This is a genomic window from Micromonospora globbae (assembly GCF_036184225.1).
Lineage (GTDB): Bacteria > Actinomycetota > Actinomycetes > Mycobacteriales > Micromonosporaceae > Micromonospora > Micromonospora globbae.
In genome coordinates this window covers 816,770-839,270 of record NZ_CP108084.1, presented here as the reverse complement: position 1 = coordinate 839,270, position 22,501 = coordinate 816,770, and the positions used below count along the sequence as shown (strand labels likewise).

Genomic DNA, 22,501 nt, shown 5'->3' with positions numbered 1-22,501 from the left:
CGGAAGCCTGCGGCGGGAGGGAACGGGCACGCCAACGTTACGGGTACGGCCGTAACATCGGGCCGTGCTCCGCTACCTCGTCGGCGCGGACGACCTGCTGCACAGCCGGTTCGCGCTGTCGCCGGGCTTCGAACTCGCCAGCCTGCTGCGCGTCCTCGACCGGATCGACCGCGGACGACCAGAGCAGCCCGTCGCCCGGCTGCGGCCCGCCTTCGAGCGGCTGCGCCGGACCGATCCGGCCGTACGCGCGCTGCTGGCGCTGCACCACTCGCGCGGCGGCGCCGGCTTCGTGGCGCCACCCCCGACCCGCGGCGCCCTCCAGACCATCGACGACGACCTCGCCGCCGTCCGCGCGGCACCGCTGGACGTGGCGCGGTCGGAGATCGCGGCGAGCCTCGCCGCCCGGCCGCCCGCCGACCCGTCGGTGCGGGAGATCCTCGACGTGCCCGACGTGACCGCCCGCCTCGCCGAGGCACTGCGGCGCGCGTGGGACGCCCTGCTCGCTCCCGACTGGCCGCACCTCCGGGCGATCTGCGAACGCGACATCGTCTACCGCTCCGGCCTGCTGGCCCGGCACGGCTGGGCGGCGGCGCTCGACGGCCTCCACCGGAGGGTCCGCTGGCACGACGGCGCCATCGAGGTGACCCGGATGCGCGACACCACCGTGACGGCCGGCGGCACCGGAATGACCTTCATCCCGTCGGTCTTCGTCTGGCCCGGCCTCGCCGCGCACACCGACGACCCGTGGCCGCGCTGCATCATCTACCCGGCCCGGGGCATCGCCGAATGGTGGACGGGGAATCCCGCCCGACCGTCGGCCGCGCTGGAGGAGCTCATCGGCCGGTCCCGGGCCCGCATCCTGGTCGCCCTCCGCGAACCGGCGAGCACCACCCAGCTCGCCCGGTCGATCGGCGTGCCGACCGGCTCGGTCGGCGACCACCTGCGCGCGCTGCGGCGCGCCGGCCTCCTGGACGCCGCCCGCGCCGGCCGTTCCGTCCTCTACCGGCGTACGCCGCTCGGCGATCTCCTGGTCGGCGACTGACTCTGCCGCCCAGGAGGTGGTGCCGCCGACGGTGGTCTCACCCCTCCCCCGCGGCGGCGTCCTCCGCGTCGGGTGTGGCCCGTAGCCGGCGTCGCTGCGGCCGGCTGACCATGAACTCGACGGGTCGTGAAGGACTTCAAGCACATGGGGTACCACGACATCGAGGACGGGGCGCGGCCGCCCGCGCCCGAGCCGGGACGGGCGGGGACGTGGCGAAGCCGGCGGGCGCGACCGCGAGCGTCCGTTCAGGAGGCGGCAGGTCGCGGGCCGGCGCTCGCCGCGTAGGCCGCCTTCGCGGCCTTCACCAGGTCGCGCACCTCGCCCGGCCGCGCGCCGTCGACGTTCAGCGGTGGTCGGAGGCTCGTGATCAGTGCGGTCTCGTGCTGCCGGGGCTGCTCGCACGCGAACCAGGTCAGCCGCAGGTTGGCCCGCATCCAGGCGGTGAGACGCTCCTCGTCCTCGGGCACGAGGACCACCCGGTCGGTCCAGGTCGTCCGGTAGCGTTCGGTCGGCAGGAGCAGGCCGGCGAGCGTCCGGCGCAGGGTGGAACTCCCCGAGCGCGCCAGGTGGTTGCGCACGACCCTGGTGCGGAGGCTGGTCGCGATCCCCAGGTACAGGAGGCGGACATCCGGGTCGGCCTCGTTGGATGGGCCGGGCAGGTCGGGAAGCACGCCGGGTTCCGCCCACCACGCGTAGAGGCCGGCCGTACGCGGCAGGAGCGGCACGGCGTCGACGAGGGGTACGGGCGTGTCGTTCAGACCGTCGCGGACGGCCCGGGTGTGGGCGGTGGCCGGCGTCGTCATGTGTGGACAGCCTCCCGGTGAGGGGCCGCGTGAGTCCCCGGGGCGGGGCGTCGGTGCGTACGGCAGCGTAGCGGCGCCGCGCCCGCCGCGGTCGACACGGCCGTGACCACGGTCCCGGCCGCCGTCACGCGGTGGCCAGGACCGTGGCCGGCTGTCCGCGGCGCGGACCGGCCCTCGGCGCTACAGGTTGTACCCGCCGGAGACCTCGATGTCCTGCGCGGTGATCCAGCGGCCCTCCTCGCCGAGCAGGGCGGCGATGGCCAGCCCGATGTCGTCCGGCTCGCCGAGCCGTCCGAGGGCGGTCCTCGCGGCGAGGCCGGGGATCACCTCGGGGAAGCGCGCGAAGGCGTCGTCGGCGATCCGGGTGCGGGTGGAGCCCGGGGACACCGAGTTGACCCGGATGCCGCGGACGCTGAACTCCTTGGCCATGTAGCGGGTCAGCACCACCAGCCCGCCCTTCATGGTGCCGTAGGCCGAGTATCCGGGTTCCATGCCGGCGAACAGTGCCGAGTTGCTGGCGACGTTCACGATGGCGCCGCCGTCGGCCAGGAGCGGCAGCAGCGTCTGGGTCAGGAAGTACGGGCCCTTGAGCAGGACCCGCAGCAGCCCGTCGAACATCTCCTCGGTGGTGTCCTCGAACATGGCCATCTGGCCGTAGCCGGCGTTGTTGACGAGGTGGTCGAACGTGTCGCGCTGCCAGGTGTGGCGCAGGGCGGCGGTCACCGAGTCGCGGAAGGCCGGGAAGGTCTCCGATCGGCCGACGTCCAGCCGGAGCGCGACGGCCGTGCCGCCGTCCTTCTCGATCGCCGCGACCGTGTCCAGCGCCCCCGACTCGTTGCCGTTGTAGGTGAGGATCACCCCGGTTCCGCGCTTGGCGACCTGGATGGCGGCGCTCTGTCCGATGCCGGAGCTGGCGCCGGTGACGATGGCGACCCGCATGGTCAGCCCTTCCTTCCGTTCGTGTGTGGCTGGGCAGTCGTGTGGAGCACCCGGGCGAGCCAGTCGTTGCGCGTGCGTCGGGCCGCGGCCGAGACCGGCACCCGCGGGTAGAGGGCATCGAATCCGTGGAAGCCGCCGGCCCAGACGTGGAGTTCGGCCTGGCCGCCGGCCGCCCAGATCCGGCTGGCGAAGTCGACGTCCTCGTCGCGGAAGACCTCGGCCGAGCCCGCGTCGACGTACGTGGTGGGCAGGCCGGAGAGGTCGTCGGCGAGCGCGGGAGACACGTACGCGGGCACGTCCGCCCCGGCGAGATCGCCGAGCACCGAGCGCCAGCCGAACTCGTTCATCTCCCGGGTCCAGACGCCGGGTTCGCCGGAGTACTGGCGGCTGGAGACGGTGCGGTTGCGGTGGTCGAGCATGGGGCCGATGAGCACCTGGGCGGCGATCGCCGGGGTGCCGCGGTCGCGCGCCATCAGGGTGACCCCGGCGGCGAGGCCCCCGCCGGCGCTCGCGCCCGCCACGACGAGGCGGGCCGGGTCGATGCCCAGGTCGGCGGCGTGCTCGGCGGTCCAGAGCAGACCGTGGTAGCAGTCGTCCACGAGGGTCGTCCCGGTGACCTCCGGCGCCAGCCGGTAGTCCACCGAGACCACCACGGCGCCGAACAGGTCCAGCCACTCCAACGGGATGTCGAGCTGCGAGTAGCGGTCCCCCATGACCATTCCGCCGCCGTGGATCCAGTAGACGCACGGCGCGGTGGCGGCGGTGGCCGCGGCGGGGCGGAGGATCGACAGTGGGATCTGCCCGCCGTCGGGGGCGGTGATGGTGACCTCGCGCCGTGCGACGGCACGGCCGTCGAGCAGTGCGTCGACGGGCGCGGACGCGAGCGGGCGGATCTGCGCGAGCACCTCCGGGTCGAGCCGGGGCACGAACGGCATGTCGGCCAGCAGCGCGCGCAGCTCGGGGTCGAGGTCGGGTCGTGCCAACGTCACGGTGGGTCCTTCCTTGCTGCGGGCGGTCTCAGAAATCGGCCTTGCCACCGGCGGGCACCTCGTCGGTGTACTGCGACTCGCCGACCAGCAGCGGCTGGAGCCGGGCGACGAACGCCTGCGCCTCCTCGGTGGCGAAGAACGCCTGGTGGGCTTGCTGGCTGGTCCAGCCCTCGGTCACGTGGACGACGTCCGGGTCGCTGGCCGAGCGGCCGACCAGGAACACGACGCAGTCCGGGTGCGGCAGGGAGGGCGCGTCGAGCAGAAGCGCGACCGCCTCGTCGCCCCGGCCCGGCCGGGCGGTCACGGTGGCGTGGAAGCCATGGTTGACGACCATGATTGGCTGTCTCCCTCTCGATGAGTTGCCGTGGGATATCGACCACCCAATCGAAACAGGGCCACCAGGGAAAACGTTAGAAAGATCGTCCCGAACTCTTGCCTGATCCTCTCATTGTCGGGACCATCGGATGGTGCTTCAATCGGGTCGTGAGTCTCGACGAACTGCGTGACCTGGTCATCCGCCATGCCCGGCCCGACGCGACCACGGCCATCGACGACGTTCTCGTCTCCCGGGTCGAGGAGTCGACTCCCCCGTCGTCGTCGATGTCCGGCACGGTGCTCGCGGTCATCGCGCAGGGCGCGAAGCGGCTCGCGCTGGGCGACCGCGTCTACGAGTACCGCGCCGGGCAGTACCTCATCGCGTCGGTGGACCTGCCGGTCACCGGCCACTTCACCGAGGCCACCCCCGAGCGGCCGGCGCTGGGCTTCGGCATGATCCTGCGCCCCGCCGCCGTGGCCGAGCTCCTGCTCCAGGCGGCCCCCGGAGACCTGCCGCCCGTCGGCGGCGGCACCCCGTCCAGCATGGCCGTGAGCGACGCGCCGGACGAGCTGCTCGACGCGGTCGTCCGCCTGCTACGCCTGCTCGACCACCCGCGCGACGCCACGGTGCTGGCGCCCCTGGTCAAACGGGAGATCCTGTGGCGGCTCGTCACCGGTGAGCAGGGCGCCGTCGTCCGCCAGCTCGGCCTCGCCGACAGCAGCCTCTCGCACGTCGCGCGAGCCGTGCAGTGGATCCGCGACCACTACACGCAGTCCTTCCGGGTCGAGGACGTGGCCCGCCGGTCCGGCATGAGCGTGTCCGCCTTCTACCGCAACTTCCAGGCGGTCACCGCGATGAGCCCGATCCAGTTCCAGAAGCAGATCCGGTTGCAGGAGGCCCGGCTGCTGCTCGCCACGAATCCCAGCGACGTCACCGGGGTCAGCCGTCGCGTCGGCTACGAGAGCCCCTCACAGTTCAGCCGCGAGTACCGCCGGCAGTTCGGCGCGCCGCCCAGCCAGGACACCGCCCGCCTGCGCGCACCGGCCGCCGCCGCGCCCGCCGCGCTGTGACGGTGGCCCGTCCCCGACCGTTCCGGCCGGACGCGACCCGGCGGTCGCCGCCGGTGCCGGTTCGACGCGTAGCCGGCACCGGCGTGATCGGTTGCTGACACACTGCCGATGTGAGGACGAAGCTGCCGTCGCGCGCACTGAATCTCGGCGCACCCGGTTCCCGCGTGACCCGGCTGGAGCTGTTCTACGACCTGGTGTTCGTGTTCGCGTTCCTGAACGTCAGCTCGTTGACGGAGGCTGATTTCAGCGTGCAGGGACTGGTGGAGGCCCTGCTCGTCCTGTCCCTGCTGTGGTGGTGCTGGAGCGGCTTCGCCGCGCTCGGCAACATCCTCCGCGCCGACCAGGGCGTCATGCCGCTGCTGGGGTTCGGCGTCATGGCGGCCGTGTTCGTCCTCGCCCTGTCGACCGACACGGCGTTCCGGAAGAATCCCGGGAGCTTCGACGGCCTCTTCGTCTTCGCCTGCGCCTACACGCTGATGTGGGTGATCCTGATCGCCGCGCTGTGGAGCACCGTGCCGGCGCAGCGGGGACCGCGGCTGCGCTCGCTGGTCCTCACGGTGCCGATGGTGCTCGGCGTCGCCCTGATCGTCGTCGGCGCGATCGTGCCGCAGCGGCTGTTCACCAGCGACGTCGCCGACAACGTACGCATCGGGTGCTGGGCACTGGCGCTGCTGGTCGAGTACGCGGTCGGTCTTTTGCTCGGCCGCACCGGCTGGCGGCTGCGGTCGATGGGGCACTGGGCGGAGCGGCACGCCCTGATCGTGCTGATCGCCCTGGGCGAGTCGGTCCTCGCCCTCGGCGTGGGAGCGACGAACCGCAACGGGCGGCCGATCAGCGCCTCCGTCGTCGTGGCGGCCATGCTCGGCATCGCGGTGATCGCCGCCCTGTGGTGGCTCTACTTCGACGTCCTCGCGTCGCGGGTGGAGCAGATCCTGCACGGGGTGCGGGGGCCGGAGCGCATCCCCGCCGCCCGGGACGTCTACACCTACCTGCACCTTCCGCTGGTCATCGGCGTCATCCTGTTCGCGCTCGGCCTGGAGCGACTGCTCGGCGGGATCATCAACCGGCCGGAGGCCACCGCGCACAGCGCCGTCGGCGGGCTGGACGTCGTCATCCTCCTGGGCGGGGTCGTCCTGTACCTGCTGGCGCTCGTCGCCGTCGAGCTGCGGGTGTCCGGTCGGGTCGACGTCGTCCTCGCCACGTCCGGCGCGCTGCTGGTGGTGTTGATACCGGTCGCCGGCCGCTTTCCCGCGCTGATCGGGTTGGCCATGCTCGCCGTGGTCACCGTGGCGACGGCCGTCGTCCAGTTGGCGGCCAAGCGGGGTGTCCGCCGCCGGGTACGCGACCTCATCCAGCAGGAACAGGACGCGTTGGAGGCGGCCGCGAGCCAGTGGCGGCAGCGGTACCTGTGACCGCGGCCCCGGCCCGCTCACACGACGCGGCACGACGCGGCATCCCGGCCGGGCCACCTCCGCGGCGGCGGGACGGTCAGGTCGTGAGGCGGCGGACGAGCTTGCGCAGCCCGGCCTGCCAGCCGTCGGGGTCCTCGGCCCGGCGCCTCGCGTACGCGGCGACCTCCGGGTGCGGCAGGATCAGGAAGCGCTCCTCGGCCAGCCCGGCCACGGCGGCCTCGGCCACCTGGTCGGCGGTGAGGATCGCCCCGGAGGCGGCGATCACCCGCGCCCCCAGGTGCCCGGCGGCCAGCCCGTCGGCGAGCATCGGCGTGTCCACGCCCTGGGGGCAGAGCGCGCTCACCCGGATGCCCCGGTCCCGGTAGGTGATCGACAGCCACTCGGCGAAACCCACCGCCGCGTGCTTCGTGGCCGTGTACGCCGCGTCGCCGACGGCGGTGAGCACGCCCGCCGCCGAGCACGTGTGCAGCAGGTGGCCGCCGCCGCGGGCGAGCATCCCCGGCAGCACCGCCCGCGCGGCGTAGACGTGGGCGAGCACGTTCACCCGCCAGGCGCGGTCCCAGGCCGCGTCGTCGACCTCGATGCCGCCGCCCGTGGTGACGCCCGCGTTGGCGCAGAACAGATCGATCCGCCCGTACCGCCGCTCGGTGTCGGCGACGAGGGACCGGACCTGGTCCTCGTCGGTGACGTCCACGGTCGCGGGATGCGCGACCGGGCCGATGCCGTCGGCGACGGCGTGGGCCGCGTCGGCCTCCAGGTCGGCCACCACGACGGCGGCGGCGCCCTCGGCGGCGAACCGGCGGGCCAGCGCCGATCCGATGCCGCCGGCCCCGCCGGTGACCACCACGATCCGGTCGGTGAGGTTCACGTCAGTGCTCCTGCCCGGTCGGTCCGAGCCGGGCGATGAGCGCCGCGAGCGCCTCCGGGCCGGCCGCGCTCAGCTCGGGTGTGGGCAGCAGCGCCAGCACCGGCACGTCGACGCCGGCGTCGGCGTACCGGCGCACCTGTTCCCGGACCTGCTCGGGCGAGCCGTGCAGCACCAGCGCGTCGACCACCTCGTCCGGCACGGCCGCGAGCGCGCCGCGGCGGTCCCCGTCCGCCCACGCCTTCCACATCGGCGCGAGCGCGTCCCCGCGCCCGAGCCAGCGGTGGAACGCGGCGTACGCCGGAACGGTGAGGTAGCTGGTGATGAGTCGGCGGCCCAGGGCCCGGGCGTGCGCGGCGTCCTCGGTGGGGCAGACGAAGATCCGGGCGACGACGTCGAACCCGGCGCGACGCTCGCCCACCTCGGCCAGGGCCCGGGGCACGTCGCCGGCCGCCAGCCAGTTGAGGATGACCCCGTCGGCCTCGGCGCCGGCCAGCCGCAGCATGCCGGGGCGCAGCGCGGCGAGCATGACCGGCGGCGGCGCGGCGGGCGGGCGTTCCAGGGCGAACCGGCGCACGGCGAAGGTGTCGAAGGCGCCGTCGACCGTCTCCCCGGCCAGCGCGGCGCGCAGGAACCGCAGCACGTCGCGGGTACGGCGGAACGGCTCGTCGTACGGCACGGCGTTCCAGTCGCCCACCACGACCGGCGACGAGGCGCCGATGCCCAGTGCGAACCGGTTGGGCGCCACCTCGGCCAGCGCCGCGGCGCTCATGGCGAGCAGACCCGGACCGCGCGTGTAGACCGGCACCACGGCGGTGCCGAGGCGCATCCGGGGTTGCCAGGTCGCGGCGAGCGTCAGCGGGGTGAACGCGTCGGCCCCGGCCACCTCGGAGGACCAGAGGTCGGTGAAGCCGGCCCGCTCCAGGGCCGCGTAGACCGCGGCGTGGTCGGCGAGGGAGACCCCGCCCAGCGGCACCGTCATGCCCCATCGCGTCGTCATCGGTCGATACTGCCCGGTAACTACGCTCCTGGGCAAGATCCGGGTCCGGTGCGGAGACGGCTCGGGTTTTCCGGTTGCCGACGGACGGGCGCACCGGCGGTGCTACGACTGCGGAATGGAGCGAATCGTGGACGGACCCGGCTGACCATGGCCACCGGCGGGAGGATCCGCCCGGCGATGGCCACCGACAACCCGGGACAGGCCACCTTCCTGGAGCTCTTCTTCGACCTGGTCTACGTCTTCGCGCTGACCCGGATCTCGGCCCGCGCATTCGAGGATCTCGCCGTCGACGAGGGCACCGCGCACGGGTGGAGCGCCGTGACCGGCGGGGGCAAGACGCTGCTGCTCCTCCTCGGGCTCTGGTCGGTCTGGCAGGGCACCGCCTGGGTCACCAGCCGGTACGACCCGCGCCACGCCGGTGTGCAGAGCATCATCATCACCGCGCTGGTCGCGAGCATGGTGATGGGTGTGGCCATCCCTCGGGCGTTCACGGCGACCGGGCTGATGTTCGCCTCGGCGTACGTGATCGCCCAGGTGTCCCGGCCGCTGATCCTGCTCGTCGCCCTCGGCCCGCACCGGTACCGCCGCCTCAAACTGCGGATGACGATCGTCTTCGCCGCGACCGGGGTGCTCTGGATCACCGGCGCGCTGCTGCCCACCAACCCGAAGGTGGTGCTCTGGACGGCCGCCCTGTCGGTCGAGTACCTCGCCGCCCGCTTCGGCTGGCCGGTGCCCGGGCTCGGCCGTTCCACCATCTCCCGCTGGGACATCGCGGGTGAGCACCTGGCGGACCGCTACCAGCAGTTCTTCCTCGTGGCGCTCGGCGAGACGATCCTGGTCGCCGGCCTCGCCTACAGCACGGGGCCGTACGCGGAGGGCCATCCCGCCGCGTTCGCGCTCGCGCTCGCGACGTCGATCCTGCTGTGGCGGATCTACATCCAGCGAGCCGGGCAGATCCTCGGCGAGGCCGTCGGCAAGGCACGGCATCCGGCGAACATCGGCCGGTCGGCGGCGGACACCCACCTCGTGATGGTGGTCGGGCTGACCGCCGTGGCGATCGGCTACGAACTGGTCATCAGCCACCCGATGGAGCACCCGCCGGTGGCGTGGCTGGCCATGGTCATCGGCGGGCCGGTCCTCTTCCTGGCCGGGCGGGCCAGGTTCGAGTTCGAGGTGTTCGGCCGGGTGTCGCCGTCGCGGTGGATCGCCGTCCTCGTGCTGCTGGCGGCGACACCGCTGCTGGTGCACGCCGCGGCGCTCGTGGCGAGTACCACGGCGGTCGTGGTGCTGGCGGCCGTGGCGGTGACCGACGCCCGCCGCGCACACGGCCGCCCACCGGAGGCGGCCGCGCCGCCGTTCTGACCCGCCTTGCGGGGGTACGACACCCGGGCCGCTCCCGGCTACTCTCTGCCGGTGACCTTCTCGATCGTGGCCCGCTCGGACGACGGCCGACTGCACGGCGTGGCCGTCGCGAGCAAGTTCCTCGCCGCCGGCGCCCTCGTGCCGGCCGCCGAGGCCGACGTCGGGGCGCTGGCCACCCAGGCCAGCGCCAACCTCGCCTACCGGCCGCAGGGGCTGACCATGCTGCGCACCGGCGTGCCGGCCGCCGACGTGGTGGCGGGTCTCGTGGCCGCCGACGGGGAGCGGGACCACCGCCAGCTGGGCGTGGTCGCCGCCACCGGGCCCGGGGCCACGTTCACCGGCGCGAAGTGCCACGACTGGGCCGGCGGCCAGGCCGGGGAGGGCTGGGCCGCGCAGGGCAACATCCTGGTCGGCCCGCAGGTGATCGACGCGATGCGGGACGCCTGGCTGGCCGGCCCGGCGCTGCCGTTCCCGCGGCGTCTGCTCGCCGCGCTGCGTGCCGGCGACGAGGCCGGCGGGGACCGGCGCGGCCGGCAGAGCGCCGGGCTGCTGGTGGTGCAGCGCGGCGGAGGGTACGGCGGCAACAGCGACGTCGTGGTGGACCTCCGCGTCGACGACCACCCGAACCCGGTCACCGAGCTCGACCGGCTGCTCGCGGTCCACACACTGCTGTTCACCCGGCCCGACCCGGCCACGCTGCTCGACCTCACCGGCGCGGTCGCCGCCGAGGTCGGCACGCTGCTGGCCGCGCTCGGCCACCCGGTGGGGCCGGCCGGCCCGGAGGAGGCGCTGGTCTCCTGGGCAGGGATGGAGAACCTGGAGGAGCGACTCGTGCCGGGGCGCATCGACCCGGTGGTGCTGGAGCACCTGCGCCGCGCGGCCCCGCACATCCCCACCCCCCGCACCGCCTCCTGATCGTCCGTCAGGCGGCGAAGGAGAGCCAGCGGAAGCCGGACGCCTCGGCGACCGACCGCTCCCGGTCGGTGAGCGGCGACCGGCCGGTGGTCTTGCGGATGAGCGTGAGCCGGTCCCAGCCCAGCTCGGGCGGGACCGGCCGCCCACCGGTCAGCAGCTCGGCCACCACCCGCGCCGCGGTCGGGGTGAGCCACGGTTCGCGGTCCAGCGCCGCGGCGAGGTCCAGCCCGTGCACGCCGACCTCCACGACCCGCGTACGCAGGAACTCGGTGAGACTCATCGCGTCGCCGTGCCGGGTGCGGACCACCCGGTCGGGTGGCGCCGCGGCGACCGCCGCGTCGGTGGCCCGCCACGCCCGGTCGAAGTCCGCGACCAGGGCCGGGCCGTCGAGCTCCCGGGCCTCCCGCCGGCCGCTGTCGACACGTGCCGCGTCGACCTCCGGGGTGAACTTCGCCGCGCCGAAGTAGCCGGCCGCGTCCACCTCGGCCCGCGGCGGAGCGGGCGCGGCCAGCATGCCGGCGAGCCGGCCGACGCCGGTGCGGACGTGGGCGAGCAGCTCCCGTACGCGCCACGGCCGGCAGTCGGTCGGGCGGTCCAGGTCCGCCTCGGACAGGCCGCGCAGCACGTCGCCCAGGCGGGCGCACTCGTCCCGGAACGCCTCCCGCACCGTGTCCATGCCTTCTCCCCTCCGTCGCCGTCGCCCGTACCCTCTCACGGGCGGCCCGGCCGTTTCGGCACCGGCCCGACGGGTACGCGGTGGCGCACGCGAGTGAGGGGGACGCCACCATGGCCGGGATCATGATGCGCAGCAGCGCGTTCAACGACCACGACCTGCTGCCGGCTCGCTTCTCCCGGGAGGGCGGCAACATCTCCCCGCCGCTGGAGTGGTCCCAGGTGCCCGACGGGGCCACCGAACTGCTGCTCCTGGTCGAGGACCCGGACGCGGGGCGTACGCCGTTCCTGCACTGGCTGGTCACCGGCATCCGGCCGGTCTCCGGCGGGCTGGCCGAGGGCGCGGTGCCCGAGGGCGCCCGGGAGTGGCCCAACGGGTTCGGCGACGTCGGCTGGGGCGGTCCGCAGCCACCGCGCGGCGACGACCCGCACCGGTACTTCTTCCGCCTGTACGCGCTCGACGGGCCGCTGGAGCTTCCCGCCGCGCCGCAGGCCGACGACGTGCACCGGGCGGTGGCCGGTCACGAGGTCGCCAGCGGCACCATGGTCGGCAGGTTCTCCCGCTGAACGGTCAGCCCGGGTGCCGGGGCACGAGCCGGTGCACCACGGCGAGGACCAGCGCCATGACCACGGCCATCGTGCCGGCGATGCCCGCGGCGCTGCCCGCGTAGCCGACGAACAGCGCCCGGCGTCCCAGCTCCTCCGGGTCGACGCCGCGCAGGTCGACCAACCAGCCCAGCGCGAGCCCGCAGATCGCCAGGCCGATCAGGCCGGCGACGCCGAGGACCGTGGCGGCGACCCGGTGGGCGTCGGAGGCGCGCGCCCGCTCCCGCTGGCTGAGCAGCAGCACCATCCCGGCCAGCGCCGCCCAGATCCCCACCACGAGGAAGGCCGCCGCCGCGTCGCTGGGCCGGTGCCAGCCGGCGGACAGGGTGGCCACACCGGCGACGGCCGCGTAGCCGGCGCCCAGGAACGCGCCGAACGCGCGCACCTTCGCCGGCAGCACGAGCACGAGCGCCACGGCCACCGACGCCGCCACCGTGGCGTGGCCGCTCGGCAGGCTGTTGCCGGCGTAGACGCGCGTCAGGTCGATGCCGAGGTCGGGACGGGACAGGCCGTGCTTGAGCAGCTGGGTGCTCACGTTGGCGCCGGCGATGAGCAGCGTCGCGGTGATCGCCAGGGCGATCCGCCCGCGCATGAGCGCGATGAAGCCGATCACGGCGGTGGCGGCGAGCAGGGAGACCACCGACATGGCGTTGAGGATGCGGTCGACCGGCTCGTCGATCCGGTCCCGCCCGATCCGGTTGCCCGTCAACGCCACCGTGTCGATCCACTGGCCGAGCCCGGTGTGGACCGCCACCCGCCACAGGACGACGAACGCGGCCACCTGGACGAGCGTGAACACGACCAGCCAGACCACCGTCCAACCCCTCGCCGTCGCGCGCACGCGCCCACGTTAGCGAGCGGTCCGCGGCGACCGGCGGGAGGCCTCCCCGGGCCCGCGGACCCGCCCGGGGGCGGGTCCGCGGGCCCGGGGACGGATAGGTTGGGACGGACGTGAGGAGGGACGGTGACTGGCACACCGGAGCACGACGCGCGTACCTCGGCGGCTCCCGCCGGGGACGACCGGCGGGCCGACGCGGCCGGACCGGCCGCGCCCCCGGCGGAGTCGCTCGCCGACCTGCTCGGCGGCCGGCGCGGCGCGATCGACGCCACCCTGCCGCCGGTGGCGTTCGCCGCCGGCTGGCTGCTCGGCGACGAGTCGCTCTGGGCCGGGGTCCTCGCCGCCGTGGTGACCGCCAGCGGGGTGGCGCTGTGGCGCCTGCGCCGGGGCGACCGGCCGCGCTCGGTGCTGATCGGTCTGCTGGCGGTCTGCGTGGCCGCGCTGATCGCGCTGCGCACCGGCCGGGCCACCGACTTCTTCCTACTCCAACTGCTGTCCAACGCGGCGAGCGCGCTCGCCTGGGCGGTCAGCGTGGTGCTGCGTTGGCCGCTGCTCGGGGTCGTGGTCGGCGCGGCGCTCGGGCAACGGGGCCGGTGGCGGCGGGATCCGGCGCTGCTGCGGGCGTACGGGCGGGGCAGCTGGATCTGGACGGCCACGTACGTGCTGCGTCTGGCGGTGTTCGTGCCCCTCTACCTCGGCGGTCAGGTGGTCGCGCTGGTGGTGGCCCGGGTGGCGCTGACCTGGCCGTTGGTGGCCGCCGCGCTGGCGGTGAGCTGGGTCGTGGTGCGCCGGTCGCTGCCGGCCGGTCACCCGGGGCTGCGGCACCCGGTCGCGCCGGTGGCCCCGCAGCCGGGGCCGACATAAAGGAGAGAGGCCACCACGGGGGGAGCGGCCTCTCTCGGTCAGGTACGTTACTCCGTCCCAGCCCGCCACGTGATCCCGCGACGGCCCTTTTTTCAGCCCGTTTTCACGCCGGATCCGCCCCCGCGGAGTGGATGGGCCGGCCGATCCGCCGCGTCGGCCGGATGGCCGGCCCACCCCGGCCCGGCCGTGGGGTGCCGGGCCGTCCGTCGCCCGGCCCGGCGTGCCCTCCGGGCCCGGCGACTCCGGGGTGGGCGCGGCGCCCACCCCGGGGACAGGGTCAGCCGTTGGGGAAGAGGTTGCCGTAGTCGGCGTACGCCATCGCCACGTCCGCCTGCGCCCAGAACCGGTGGTACGTGAACTCCGGCTCCGGTCCGCCGTCGAGGTACGCCTGCACCTTCGGCCAGTCCGGGTCGCGCTTGTAGAACGAGCGGATGTCGACGAAGCTCTTGCCCGCCGCGATGGCGTCACCGTTGGGCATCGTCCCGGTCCAGCCCGGCGGGACGTACAGACCCTGCCCGGTGGCGGCGTCGTAGACGTCGTCGAAGCGCCGGTAGTCGCCCCGCTTCTCCGGCGTCGCCACGCCCTTGGCGTCGCTGGCGGCGTGCAGCGCGTCGAGCAGCCCCTTGGCGGTGTCCTTCGCCGCCGCGTTGCCGGACTTGGCCGCGTACGCGATGAGGGTCCGCGCGTACGCCGCGGCGATGCCGACGTCGCGGCCGGTGCTGATCACCTCGACGTGCAGGTTGGTGTTCGGCTGGGGGCTGGTCGGGTTCCAGATGGCCGGCTGGCCGGTCCAGCGCAGGTCCGACGGGATCGACCAGTTCGTGCCGAGCGTGGTGTTGGCGATGGCCCACGGCACCCACTTGTCCAGCAGCGCCTTGGCGCGGGCGTTGCCGGTCTGCAGGTACAGCTCGGCGACCCGCTGCATCGACCAGGCCTGCATGCCGAACCACTGGTTGGACGGCGGGTCGTTGTAGACCGGGTCGACGTCGTAGTACATGCCGTAGAACGTGGACGTGCCGGCCGGCGGCTGGCCGTAGTGGCCGCCCCAGCTGTTGGTGGCCCCGCCGGCGATGCCGCCCTCGGCCGACTGCAACCAGGTGTAGAACTCGAGCTGCCGTTCGAGGCTCTTCGTCCAGTCGGACACCGCCGTCGGCGACTGCGGCCGCAGTTCGGGAGTGTTGGTGAGCGCCCAGGCCGCGAACGGGTTCTGGTAGCCGAAGTGGTTGTGGCTGGAACCGATCCGCCAGGACCAGTTCTGGCTGGTGTCGTAGGCGCCACCCCAGGCGTAGTACCAGGACAGCAGGTAGTGCGCGGAGTCCCGGCCGGTGCCCGCCGGGCAGGTGCTGGCCCCCACGCAGTTGCCGATCTTCTTGAAGTACTTGTCGAACATCGCGTACCGCAGGTAGTCGCCCATCCGGGCGGCCTTGGCGACGGTGGCCGCCACGTCGGCCTGCCGGCCCTGCGCCTTGGCCCAGGTCAGCGCCCAGTACGCGGCCTGCACGGCCCGGGCGTCGGCGTCCGGCGCGTTGGTGTACTTCCACTGCTTGGCCGGGGCGTTCGACTCGGAGACGAACAGGTCCAGGTAGCCGTACCGTCCACCGTGGGCGAAGGTGTCGCAGGACGGCTGGGGCACCGTCTCCCACACCGACTCCTGGGTGCCGCGCTGGAAGGTGTTGATGTACGCCGGCCGGCTGGTGCCGTCGCCGCACCGGCCGTAGCCGTACACGTTGTCCACGTCGAGCAGCCAGTGCATGCCGTAGATGTCGCCGGTGCCGTAGGTGGACTGCAGCTCGGCGCGCAGCGGGTCCTGACCCACGGGCACCGACGGCTCCAGCCGGGACGGGTACTGGTTCGGCTGGTCGTGCTCGGCGGCGTACTGCGGCGTGCCGGGCGCGCCGGCCGTGGGCTGGTCGGCGTGCGACGGGATGATGTACTTCTCCATGACCGTCCAGGCGTTGTTGAACGGCGCCCAGTTCTGGGTCACCCGCCCGTACTGGGCCTCCAGCCACAGCCAGAAGCTGAACGCCTCGGAGGTCGTCTCGTGCCCGTGGTCGGGCGCCTCGACGATGAGCGTCTCGATCGAGTGGTACGGCACGCCCTCGGGGCTGAAGTAACCCGAATTCTTGATCTTGCCGTACTGGTCGAGGAACCGCTTCACGTACGCGTTGTCGCCGCCCGGGCTGTCGTTGTCGACCTCGGTCGCCGTGATCGCGAGCGGGGCGTACCCGGTGGCGGACGCCGTGATGGTGGCCGTCCCGCCGACGGTGTCGGCGTCCTCGGCCGCGGCGACGGTCACCGTGACGCCGGTGTTCCAGTTGGTGGGGGTCAGCGTCACGGTGCCCGGCGAGACGGTGATGTCGGTGTCCCCCGACCGGGTCAGGGTGACCGGCACGTTGCCGCTCGGCGCGGCGCTGAGCTTCAGGTTGACCGTGGCGCTGCCGCCCTCGGAGACGCTGACCGCGGACGGCGTGGCGACCAGGACCGGCCCGGTCGCCGGGGTCACCGTGAAGGAGCGCTCGGCGGTGGCCGTGAGGTTGGCGTTGTCGTACGCCTTGGCCTGCACGGTGTACGAGCCGGCCGGCAGATCCTCCAGCGTGTAGGCGTACGGCGCCGTGGTGTCGGTGTTGACGAGCAGGCCGTTGCGGTAGAACTCGACCTTGCTGATGGTGCCGTCCGGGTCGCTGGCCGTCGCGGTGAGCGGCACGTCGGCGGGGGCCTCGAACGGCCCGGCCGGCACGTCCAGCGCGACCGTCGGCGGCTGCTGCGCGGCCCCGCCGCAGGTCACGCCGTTGACCGAGAACGAGGTCGGCGCGGGGTTGCTGCCGGTGTGGGAGCCGTTGAAGCCGATGGTCGTGCTCGCCCCGGTGCCGAGGCTGCCGTTCCAGGCCTCGTTGGTGGCGGTGACCTGGTTGCCGCTCTGGCTCCACCGCGCCGACCAGCCCTGGGTGACCCGCTGGTCGCCCGGGAAGGCGAACCGCAGCGTCCAACCGTTGATCGGGTCGCCGAGGTTGCGGATGGTCACGTTGGCGGTGAAGCCGGTGTTCCAGTCGTTGGTCGCGTAGACCACGTCGCAGGCGGGCGCGGCCTGGGCGGCGCCGGCGGGCACGGTGGCCCCGCCCACGGCCAGCACGGCGGCGACGATCATCGCGAGCCGGCGGCGTTGTGCCGGGTGTCTCATGCGCGGTGTCTCCTCGGACCAGGCCGGGGCGTTCGCCCCGGCGAGGCGCCGTGCCGCGGTGGGTGGTGGCGTGCGGCGTTCCACGGCGCCCGGGAGTGGGTGGTCGCCCCGGGCCCGGGCCGGGGTTGCGGAGGGACCTGCCCTGCGGGCGCCCTCCGGGTGCGTGCGTTCGACCGAGCCGGTCGTGCCGGCTGCCCTTCGGCGACCCGCGTGCGCGCGAGCTGGCTCCTCGTTCGCGCTGGGACGACAGTCTGTCATGGAAGCGCTCCCACAACAAGCATGCGATCGGGATGTTTCGATCTCGTTCCGGGTCTTTTGCAAACGGGTGACGGGCGTTACAGTCGCAAGCATCGTCGATGGGAGCGCTTCCATCGACAGCGGTGCAAAAACAAGATCGCCGGACCGTCCTGACCCGACGGCCGGGGACCAGCCCGAAGGCTGACGGTGCGCCAGCCCGGACGCCGCCGCCAGCCTCGCCCGCCACAACGGAGGGAGGTGGATCCGAAAGCCACTCGCGTGGCCCGGCTCCCGCGTGACACGCACGGCAGGACGCCCATTCCGCCCGTGCGTGTGCAGCAACGGTGGGGACGGGGGTTGCCCTCCCCCGTCCCCACACTAAACCCCGTCACACGATGGGAAAAGAGGCCGACGGGACAGGCGCGAACGCCGCCCGGCCGGCCCCGACCACCCCGCCCCCGGCCGGCCCGGCCGCTGTCCCGGGCCAGCTCCTGCCAGGCCCCGGCCCGGCCAGGCCCCGGCCCAGCCAGGCCCGCCGGCCTCGCCCGACCCGGCCCGGTCGGCCCCGGCCCAGCTCGCCCCGCTCACCCCGCTCGGCCGACCTCGGCCGACCTCGGCCGACCTTGGCCCGCCTCGGCCCGCCTCGGCCCGCCTCGGCCCGGTGATCATGAGGTTACCGGGCCCTTCTGTCCCCTTCGTCCCCGCTAACGTCATGATCACCGCGTGTCGGGCGGGCGCCGTCGCGCGCGCGGTGCCGGCTCCCGCCGGCACGGTGCGGGCGGCTCGACGGGCTGCCCTATGCTTGGGAGCGCTCCCGTCATCGGCGGGAGCTTCGCGTCCACGAGGAGAACCGATGTCGATGTCCACTCCGCAGCGCCCGCCGCTGCGCTTCCCACCCGACTTCGGCTGGGGCGCGGCCACCTCGGCGTACCAGATCGAGGGGGCGGTCAAGGAGGACGGCCGGGGCGAGTCGGTCTGGGACACGTTCAGCCGGACGCCGGGGCGTATCCGCAACGGCGACACCGGTGAGGTCGCCGCCGACCACTACCACCGGTACCGCGAGGACCTGGACCTCATGCGCGACCTCGGCCTGCGCAGCTACCGGTTCTCCATCGCCTGGCCCCGGATCCAGCCCGACGGCACCGGTACGCCCAACCAGCGCGGCCTGGACTTCTACCGGCGGCTCGTCGACGGCCTGCACGAGCGGGGCATCGCCCCGATGGCCACCCTGTTCCACTGGGACCTGCCCCAGGCGCTGCAGGACGCCGGCGGCTGGGAGGCACGCGACACGGCGTACCGCTTCGCCGACTACGCCGAGGCGGTGTTCCGCGCCCTCGGCGACCGCGTTCCCGTCTGGCTCACCATCAACGAGCCGAAGACGGTGGTGCAGAACGGCTACCTCTCCGGCCACCACGCGCCCGGCCGGCAGGACCCCGACGCCGCCTACCTCGTGGCCCACCACCTCCAGCTCGCCCACGGCCTGGCGGTACGGGCGCTGCGCGCCAACGGCACGGGACGGATCGGGCCGGCCTTCAACCTGCACCCCTGCTACCCGGCCGACGACTCACCGGAGGCGACGGCGGCCACCCGCCTCTACGACGGCTACGAGAACCGCCTCTACCTCGACCCCGTCCTCACCGGCCGCTACCCCGACGACGTCCTGGCGGACCTCGGGCCGGACAGCCGGATGGTGCGCGGCATCGCGGACGGCGACCTGGAGATCATCTCCTCCCCGGTCGACCTGCTGGCCGTGCAGTACTACACGCCGATCTACGTGACGGCCGCCGGCGACACGGTGCGGCGGTGGCCGACCTCCGAGGCGGAGTGGCAGCAGATCTACCCGGAGGGCCTGTACGACATCCTCACCCGGGTCACCCGCGACTACGGGCCGATCCCGATCACCGTCACGGAGAACGGCCTGCCCACCCCGGACACCCTGGACGCGCACGGCACCGTGGACGACGCCGGCCGCATCGCGTTCCTCCGCGACCACCTGGCCGCCGCCCACCGGGCGCTGGCGGCCGGGGTGCCCCTGGAGAGCTTCCACGTCTGGTCGCTGCTGGACAACTTCGAGTGGGCCGAGGGGTACGACCAGCGGTGGGGCCTCGTCTACGTGGACTACGCCACCCAGCGCCGCGTCCTGAAGCGCAGCGCGCACTGGTACCGCACGGTCATCGCCGACAACGGCTTCTGACCCGCGAGCCCGGTCAGGGCGGGCCCGCGTCGCATCCCGCCTCGGGGCCGGCCAGGTGACGCCGGCCCGCCGCGGCCGCGAACGCCGCACGCCGCTCCGGGCCGGCCACGAACGTCGCCCGCATCCCGGACCGGCCGCGAACGCCGCACCCCGCTCCGGGCCGGCCACGACGCCGGCCCGGGGCCCGGGCCGGCCGGGGCTGGTCAGCGGGGCAGCGCCTGCTGCAACTCGGCGCGGAGCGCCGGCGTGAGCATCTCCCCCGCCTGCTTGGCCAGCCGGGCCATCTCGTAGCCCACGACGCCGATGTCGGCGTCGGCCGCCGCGAGGGTGGCGAGGATCGACCCGTCGCGGACCTGCATCACCAGGAAGTAGCCGCGGCCCATCTCGACCACCGTCTGCTTGACCACGTCCCCGTCGAACATCTGGGCGGCGCCCGAGGTGATGCTCATCAGCCCCGAAGTCACCGCGGCCAGCTTGTCGGCGTGGTCGCGGGGCAGGTGGTCGGAGACCGCCACGAGCAGACCGTCCGAGGAGACCACCGCCGCGTGGGCGACCCCGGGCACCCGCTGGGCGAAGGCGCTGACGAGCCAGCTCAGGTCCCGCGCCTCCTGACTCAACGTCGTCACTGTCGTCGTCCTCCCTCCCCGGCGCCGCCGGTGGGCGGCACGGGTATCTCGGTGGTGTCCTCCGCCTCGGCCCGCCGTACTCCGTTGTAGAGGCGGGAGAGCATTCCGCCGACGGCCTCCGGGTCCGGCTCGTACGCCGCCGGGGCCGGTGGGTGCGGCGCCGACCCGGTGACCGCGGCGAGCTGGGCCATCGGTACGCGCACCGGCAGGCCCCGGGCGTTGACGCCCCCGGTCACCGGCGTCGGCGGCGGGACGACCGGGCCGGTGACGGCCGGCGCCGGTGATCCGTGCCGCGACCACCAGCCGCCTCCGGACGGGGCGGCGGCCGGGGCGAGGACGTCCTCGGCGCGTACCGGCGTCCGGCGGGTCTGCCGGGGGACCCCGGCGGGACGGCGTCCCGCCACGGGCCGGTCGACCGCGCCGGCCGTCCCGGCGATCCCGGCGGTGAGCATCCGTGCCGTCGCGGCCGGCTCGATCTGCCCGGTCGGCGCCGGCGCGAGCAGCGCGCCCGGCAGCCGGATCACCGCGACCAGGCCGTCCTGCCCGCCGTGCAGCCGTACGCGGACGCCGAGCCGGGACGCCAGGTGGCTGACCACGAACAGACCCATCCGCTCGACCGTCGCCACGTCGGCGGCCGGCGGCGTGGCGAGCACGCCGTTCGCCTCGGCGAGAGCACCGGGGCTCATGCCCAGGCCCCGGTCGGTGATCTCGACGACCGCGCCGGCCCCCTCGGCCCGGGCGGTGACGGAGACGGTGGTGTCCGGCCGGGAGAACGCGGTGGCGTTCTCCAGCAGCTCGGCGAGGAGGTGCACCAGCTCCCCCACCGCGTGCCCCACGACGTGCAGCTCGGCCACCGACTCGTGGCGGACCCGCTGGTACTGCTCGATCTCGGCGGCGGCGGCGAGCAGGACGGCGCCCAGCCCGACCGGCCGGGGCCACCGCCGGGTGGACTCGGTGCCGGCGAGCACCAGCAGGCTCTCGTCGTTGCGGCGCATCCGGGCGGCCAGGTGGTCCAGCTTGAACAGGTTCTCGAGCTGGATCGGATCGCCCTCCTCGCGTTCCAGCTCGTCGAGCAGCTCCAGCTGCCGTTCCACCAGCACCTGGCTGCGCCGGGCGAGGTTCACGAACATGGCGTTGACGTTGCGCCGCATCATGGCCTGCTCGACGGCCACGCTCACGGCGCTGCGGTGCACGGCCACGAAGGCCTCCGCGAGTTCCCCGATCTCGTCGAGCGACCGGACGACGGCGGGCGCGACCTCGATGTGCGGCACGCCGCCGGTGACCGTGCGCAGCCGGTCCAGCGCGTCGGGCAGCTCGACCTGCGCGATCCGCAGCGCCTGGCCGCGCAGCACCCGGATGGACCGGGCGACGGACCGGCCGACGAGGAGGGAGATGAGCACGGCGACCAGCAGCACCGCCACGATCCCGCCGACCACCAGCAGGGTGGTGCGCAGCTGGCCGGCGGCGGCGCCGTCGGCCTGCCGGACCGCGTCGTCCAGCACACCCGCCTCGGCCTGCCGCAGCAGCTCCTGCCGTTCCTCGCTGGCGGCCCACCACTGCGCGGCGGGCAGCACCGCGGGCGCCGCCCCGCCCGTGGGGAGGCTCTGCTCCTCGAGCCGGGCGGCGGCCGTGAACGCCGCGTCGACCGACATCTCGTCGTACCGGCGGATCTGGTCGGTGGTGGCGGCCACCCGGAACGCGCCGAGGGCGGTGAGCTGCTGGGCCCGCAGGTCGGAGAGGACGATCTGGTCCTCCGGCCCGTACCGGCCGGCGCGGGCGGCGGCGTACAGCTCGGCGCGGATGCGCGAGGTCAGCTCCTTGACCCGGGCCAGCTGCACGTAGCGCAGCACCGCGTCGCTGAGGGCCGGGCGGTCCTGGCCGGGGGTGGGTTCGGCGAGCAGGTCGAGCAGGGCGCCGACGGCCCGGTGGTAGGTGCCCAGGATGGTGTCGCTGCTCAACACCGCGGGCGGCACGGCCGGTCTGATGTAGACGATCTGGTCGTACGCCTCCAGCACCTCGGAGTACGCGACCCGCCAGGACGCGTCCGCGTCGGCCAGCGGCTGCGCCGCGCGGCGCAGGTCGGCGACGGCCTGGTCGGTGGCGGCCTGCAACGGCTCCAGCGCCGTGATCGCGGCGTCCCGGTCGGCCGCGCCCGCGGCCCGGCGCAGTTCGGCCAGCTCGCCGGCCGACCGGTCCCGCTCCTGCTGGATGCGGTGCACGGCCGCCGTGATCTGCCGGCCGATGCCGACCTGCTCGGCGAAGTCGCTGAGCACCGTGGTCTGCCCGACGAGGGAGCGGGTCTGCACGCCGGCCAGGACGAGGAACGCCACCGACGGGACGACGAGCACCGTGGCGAGCTTCGTCCGCATGCGCCAGTCGCGCGGCCGGAGCGGGGAGCGGCGCCGGTGCGGCACGACCCGGACGTCGAAGCGACGCCGGCGGTGGCTGGACACCGCGCCGCGCGTCGGGTCCGCACCTGCGCCCACGCTGCCTCCTCCTCCCCGCGCGTCCGCCGCGACCGGGGAGCGCAGTCCATCCAACCAGGCCCGGGAGTGGTGTCAACGGCCCGAACG

The 22,501-nt window shown here is 74.3% G+C and carries 19 protein-coding genes; 8 read left to right on the top strand and 11 right to left on the bottom strand.

The window, feature by feature from the left end; genetic code table 11:
* Positions 1 to 64 precede the first annotated feature (64 nt).
* Entirely contained in the window at positions 65 to 1,042 is a 978-nt protein-coding gene (locus OG994_RS03760) for a DUF5937 family protein (protein ID WP_328852186.1), read from the top strand.
* A 245-nt stretch (positions 1,043 to 1,287) separates the two neighbouring features.
* Here the strand turns inward: OG994_RS03760 and OG994_RS03755 are convergent, their stop codons facing one another.
* The 4 genes from OG994_RS03755 to OG994_RS03740 all read right to left on the bottom strand — a co-directional run bounded on the left by OG994_RS03755 (position 1,288) and on the right by OG994_RS03740 (position 4,107).
* Complete coding sequence (locus OG994_RS03755) at positions 1,288 to 1,845, bottom strand: GIY-YIG nuclease family protein (protein WP_328852185.1); 558 nt, start codon at positions 1,843 to 1,845, stop codon at positions 1,288 to 1,290.
* 180 nt (positions 1,846 to 2,025) lie between these two features.
* The gene (locus OG994_RS03750; RefSeq protein WP_120326585.1) at positions 2,026 to 2,784 is read right to left on the bottom strand and encodes an SDR family NAD(P)-dependent oxidoreductase; all 759 of its coding nucleotides are present in this window, start codon (positions 2,782 to 2,784) and stop codon (positions 2,026 to 2,028) included.
* 2 nt (positions 2,785 to 2,786) lie between these two features.
* Entirely contained in the window at positions 2,787 to 3,773 is a 987-nt protein-coding gene (locus OG994_RS03745; RefSeq protein WP_328852184.1) for an alpha/beta hydrolase, read from the bottom strand.
* 28 nt (positions 3,774 to 3,801) lie between these two features.
* Entirely contained in the window at positions 3,802 to 4,107 is a 306-nt protein-coding gene (locus OG994_RS03740) for a putative quinol monooxygenase (RefSeq protein WP_328852183.1), read from the bottom strand.
* A gap of 149 nt (positions 4,108 to 4,256) precedes the next feature.
* Between OG994_RS03740 and OG994_RS03735 the strand changes: the two genes are divergently transcribed.
* Both OG994_RS03735 and OG994_RS03730 read left to right on the top strand, forming a co-directional pair.
* Complete coding sequence (locus OG994_RS03735; protein WP_328852182.1) at positions 4,257 to 5,159, top strand: AraC family transcriptional regulator; 903 nt, start codon at positions 4,257 to 4,259, stop codon at positions 5,157 to 5,159.
* A 110-nt stretch (positions 5,160 to 5,269) separates the two neighbouring features.
* A complete protein-coding gene (locus OG994_RS03730) occupies positions 5,270 to 6,571 on the top strand; it encodes a low temperature requirement protein A (protein ID WP_328852181.1) in 1,302 nt (433 codons plus the stop codon).
* A 76-nt stretch (positions 6,572 to 6,647) separates the two neighbouring features.
* Here OG994_RS03730 and OG994_RS03725 read toward each other — a convergent pair whose 3' ends face one another.
* Together OG994_RS03725 and OG994_RS03720 are read right to left on the bottom strand one after the other, a co-directional pair.
* Positions 6,648 to 7,439 carry an SDR family oxidoreductase gene (locus tag OG994_RS03725; RefSeq protein ID WP_120326590.1) on the bottom strand — a complete coding sequence of 264 codons (792 nt, stop codon included), beginning with the start codon at positions 7,437 to 7,439 and terminating at the stop codon, positions 6,648 to 6,650.
* A 1-nt stretch (position 7,440) separates the two neighbouring features.
* Complete coding sequence (locus OG994_RS03720) at positions 7,441 to 8,418, bottom strand: LLM class F420-dependent oxidoreductase (RefSeq protein WP_120326591.1); 978 nt, start codon at positions 8,416 to 8,418, stop codon at positions 7,441 to 7,443.
* Between the two features lie 195 nt (positions 8,419 to 8,613).
* On the opposite strand from OG994_RS03720, the gene OG994_RS03715 reads away from it, so the two are divergent.
* Positions 8,614 to 9,798 (top strand): low temperature requirement protein A, encoded by a 1,185-nt coding sequence (locus OG994_RS03715; protein WP_328852180.1) that lies wholly within the window; start codon positions 8,614 to 8,616, stop codon positions 9,796 to 9,798.
* Between the two features lie 51 nt (positions 9,799 to 9,849).
* The gene (locus tag OG994_RS03710) at positions 9,850 to 10,713 is read left to right on the top strand and encodes a DUF1028 domain-containing protein (RefSeq protein ID WP_120326593.1); all 864 of its coding nucleotides are present in this window, start codon (positions 9,850 to 9,852) and stop codon (positions 10,711 to 10,713) included.
* Between the two features lie 7 nt (positions 10,714 to 10,720).
* Here the strand turns inward: OG994_RS03710 and OG994_RS03705 are convergent, their stop codons facing one another.
* The gene (locus tag OG994_RS03705; RefSeq protein WP_120326594.1) at positions 10,721 to 11,389 is read right to left on the bottom strand and encodes a maleylpyruvate isomerase N-terminal domain-containing protein; all 669 of its coding nucleotides are present in this window, start codon (positions 11,387 to 11,389) and stop codon (positions 10,721 to 10,723) included.
* 80 nt (positions 11,390 to 11,469) lie between these two features.
* Here OG994_RS03705 and OG994_RS03700 point away from each other — a divergent pair, with 80 nt between their 5' ends.
* On the top strand, positions 11,470 to 11,952 hold the full coding sequence (locus OG994_RS03700) for a YbhB/YbcL family Raf kinase inhibitor-like protein (RefSeq protein ID WP_204985125.1): 483 nt from the start codon (positions 11,470 to 11,472) through the stop codon (positions 11,950 to 11,952).
* A gap of 4 nt (positions 11,953 to 11,956) precedes the next feature.
* Here OG994_RS03700 and OG994_RS03695 read toward each other — a convergent pair whose 3' ends face one another.
* On the bottom strand, positions 11,957 to 12,832 hold the full coding sequence (locus tag OG994_RS03695) for a phosphatase PAP2 family protein (protein WP_328852179.1): 876 nt from the start codon (positions 12,830 to 12,832) through the stop codon (positions 11,957 to 11,959).
* 234 nt (positions 12,833 to 13,066) lie between these two features.
* Here OG994_RS03695 and OG994_RS03690 point away from each other — a divergent pair, with 234 nt between their 5' ends.
* Positions 13,067 to 13,693 (top strand): DUF3159 domain-containing protein, encoded by a 627-nt coding sequence (locus OG994_RS03690; RefSeq protein ID WP_240032765.1) that lies wholly within the window; start codon positions 13,067 to 13,069, stop codon positions 13,691 to 13,693.
* A 277-nt stretch (positions 13,694 to 13,970) separates the two neighbouring features.
* Here OG994_RS03690 and OG994_RS03685 read toward each other — a convergent pair whose 3' ends face one another.
* Positions 13,971 to 16,871, bottom strand: coding sequence for a glycoside hydrolase family 48 protein (locus tag OG994_RS03685; protein WP_328852178.1), 2,901 nt, complete (start codon positions 16,869 to 16,871; stop codon positions 13,971 to 13,973).
* Positions 16,872 to 17,961: 1,090 nt separating this feature from the next.
* Here OG994_RS03685 and OG994_RS03680 point away from each other — a divergent pair.
* Entirely contained in the window at positions 17,962 to 19,302 is a 1,341-nt protein-coding gene (locus OG994_RS03680) for a GH1 family beta-glucosidase (RefSeq protein WP_328852177.1), read from the top strand.
* Between the two features lie 203 nt (positions 19,303 to 19,505).
* Here the strand turns inward: OG994_RS03680 and OG994_RS03675 are convergent, their stop codons facing one another.
* The gene (locus OG994_RS03675) at positions 19,506 to 19,928 is read right to left on the bottom strand and encodes a roadblock/LC7 domain-containing protein (RefSeq protein WP_120326599.1); all 423 of its coding nucleotides are present in this window, start codon (positions 19,926 to 19,928) and stop codon (positions 19,506 to 19,508) included.
* Positions 19,925 to 22,414 (bottom strand): sensor histidine kinase, encoded by a 2,490-nt coding sequence (locus OG994_RS03670; protein WP_240032747.1) that lies wholly within the window; start codon positions 22,412 to 22,414, stop codon positions 19,925 to 19,927. The genes OG994_RS03675 and OG994_RS03670 overlap by 4 nt, the downstream gene beginning before the upstream one ends.
* Positions 22,415 to 22,501: the final 87 nt, after the last annotated feature.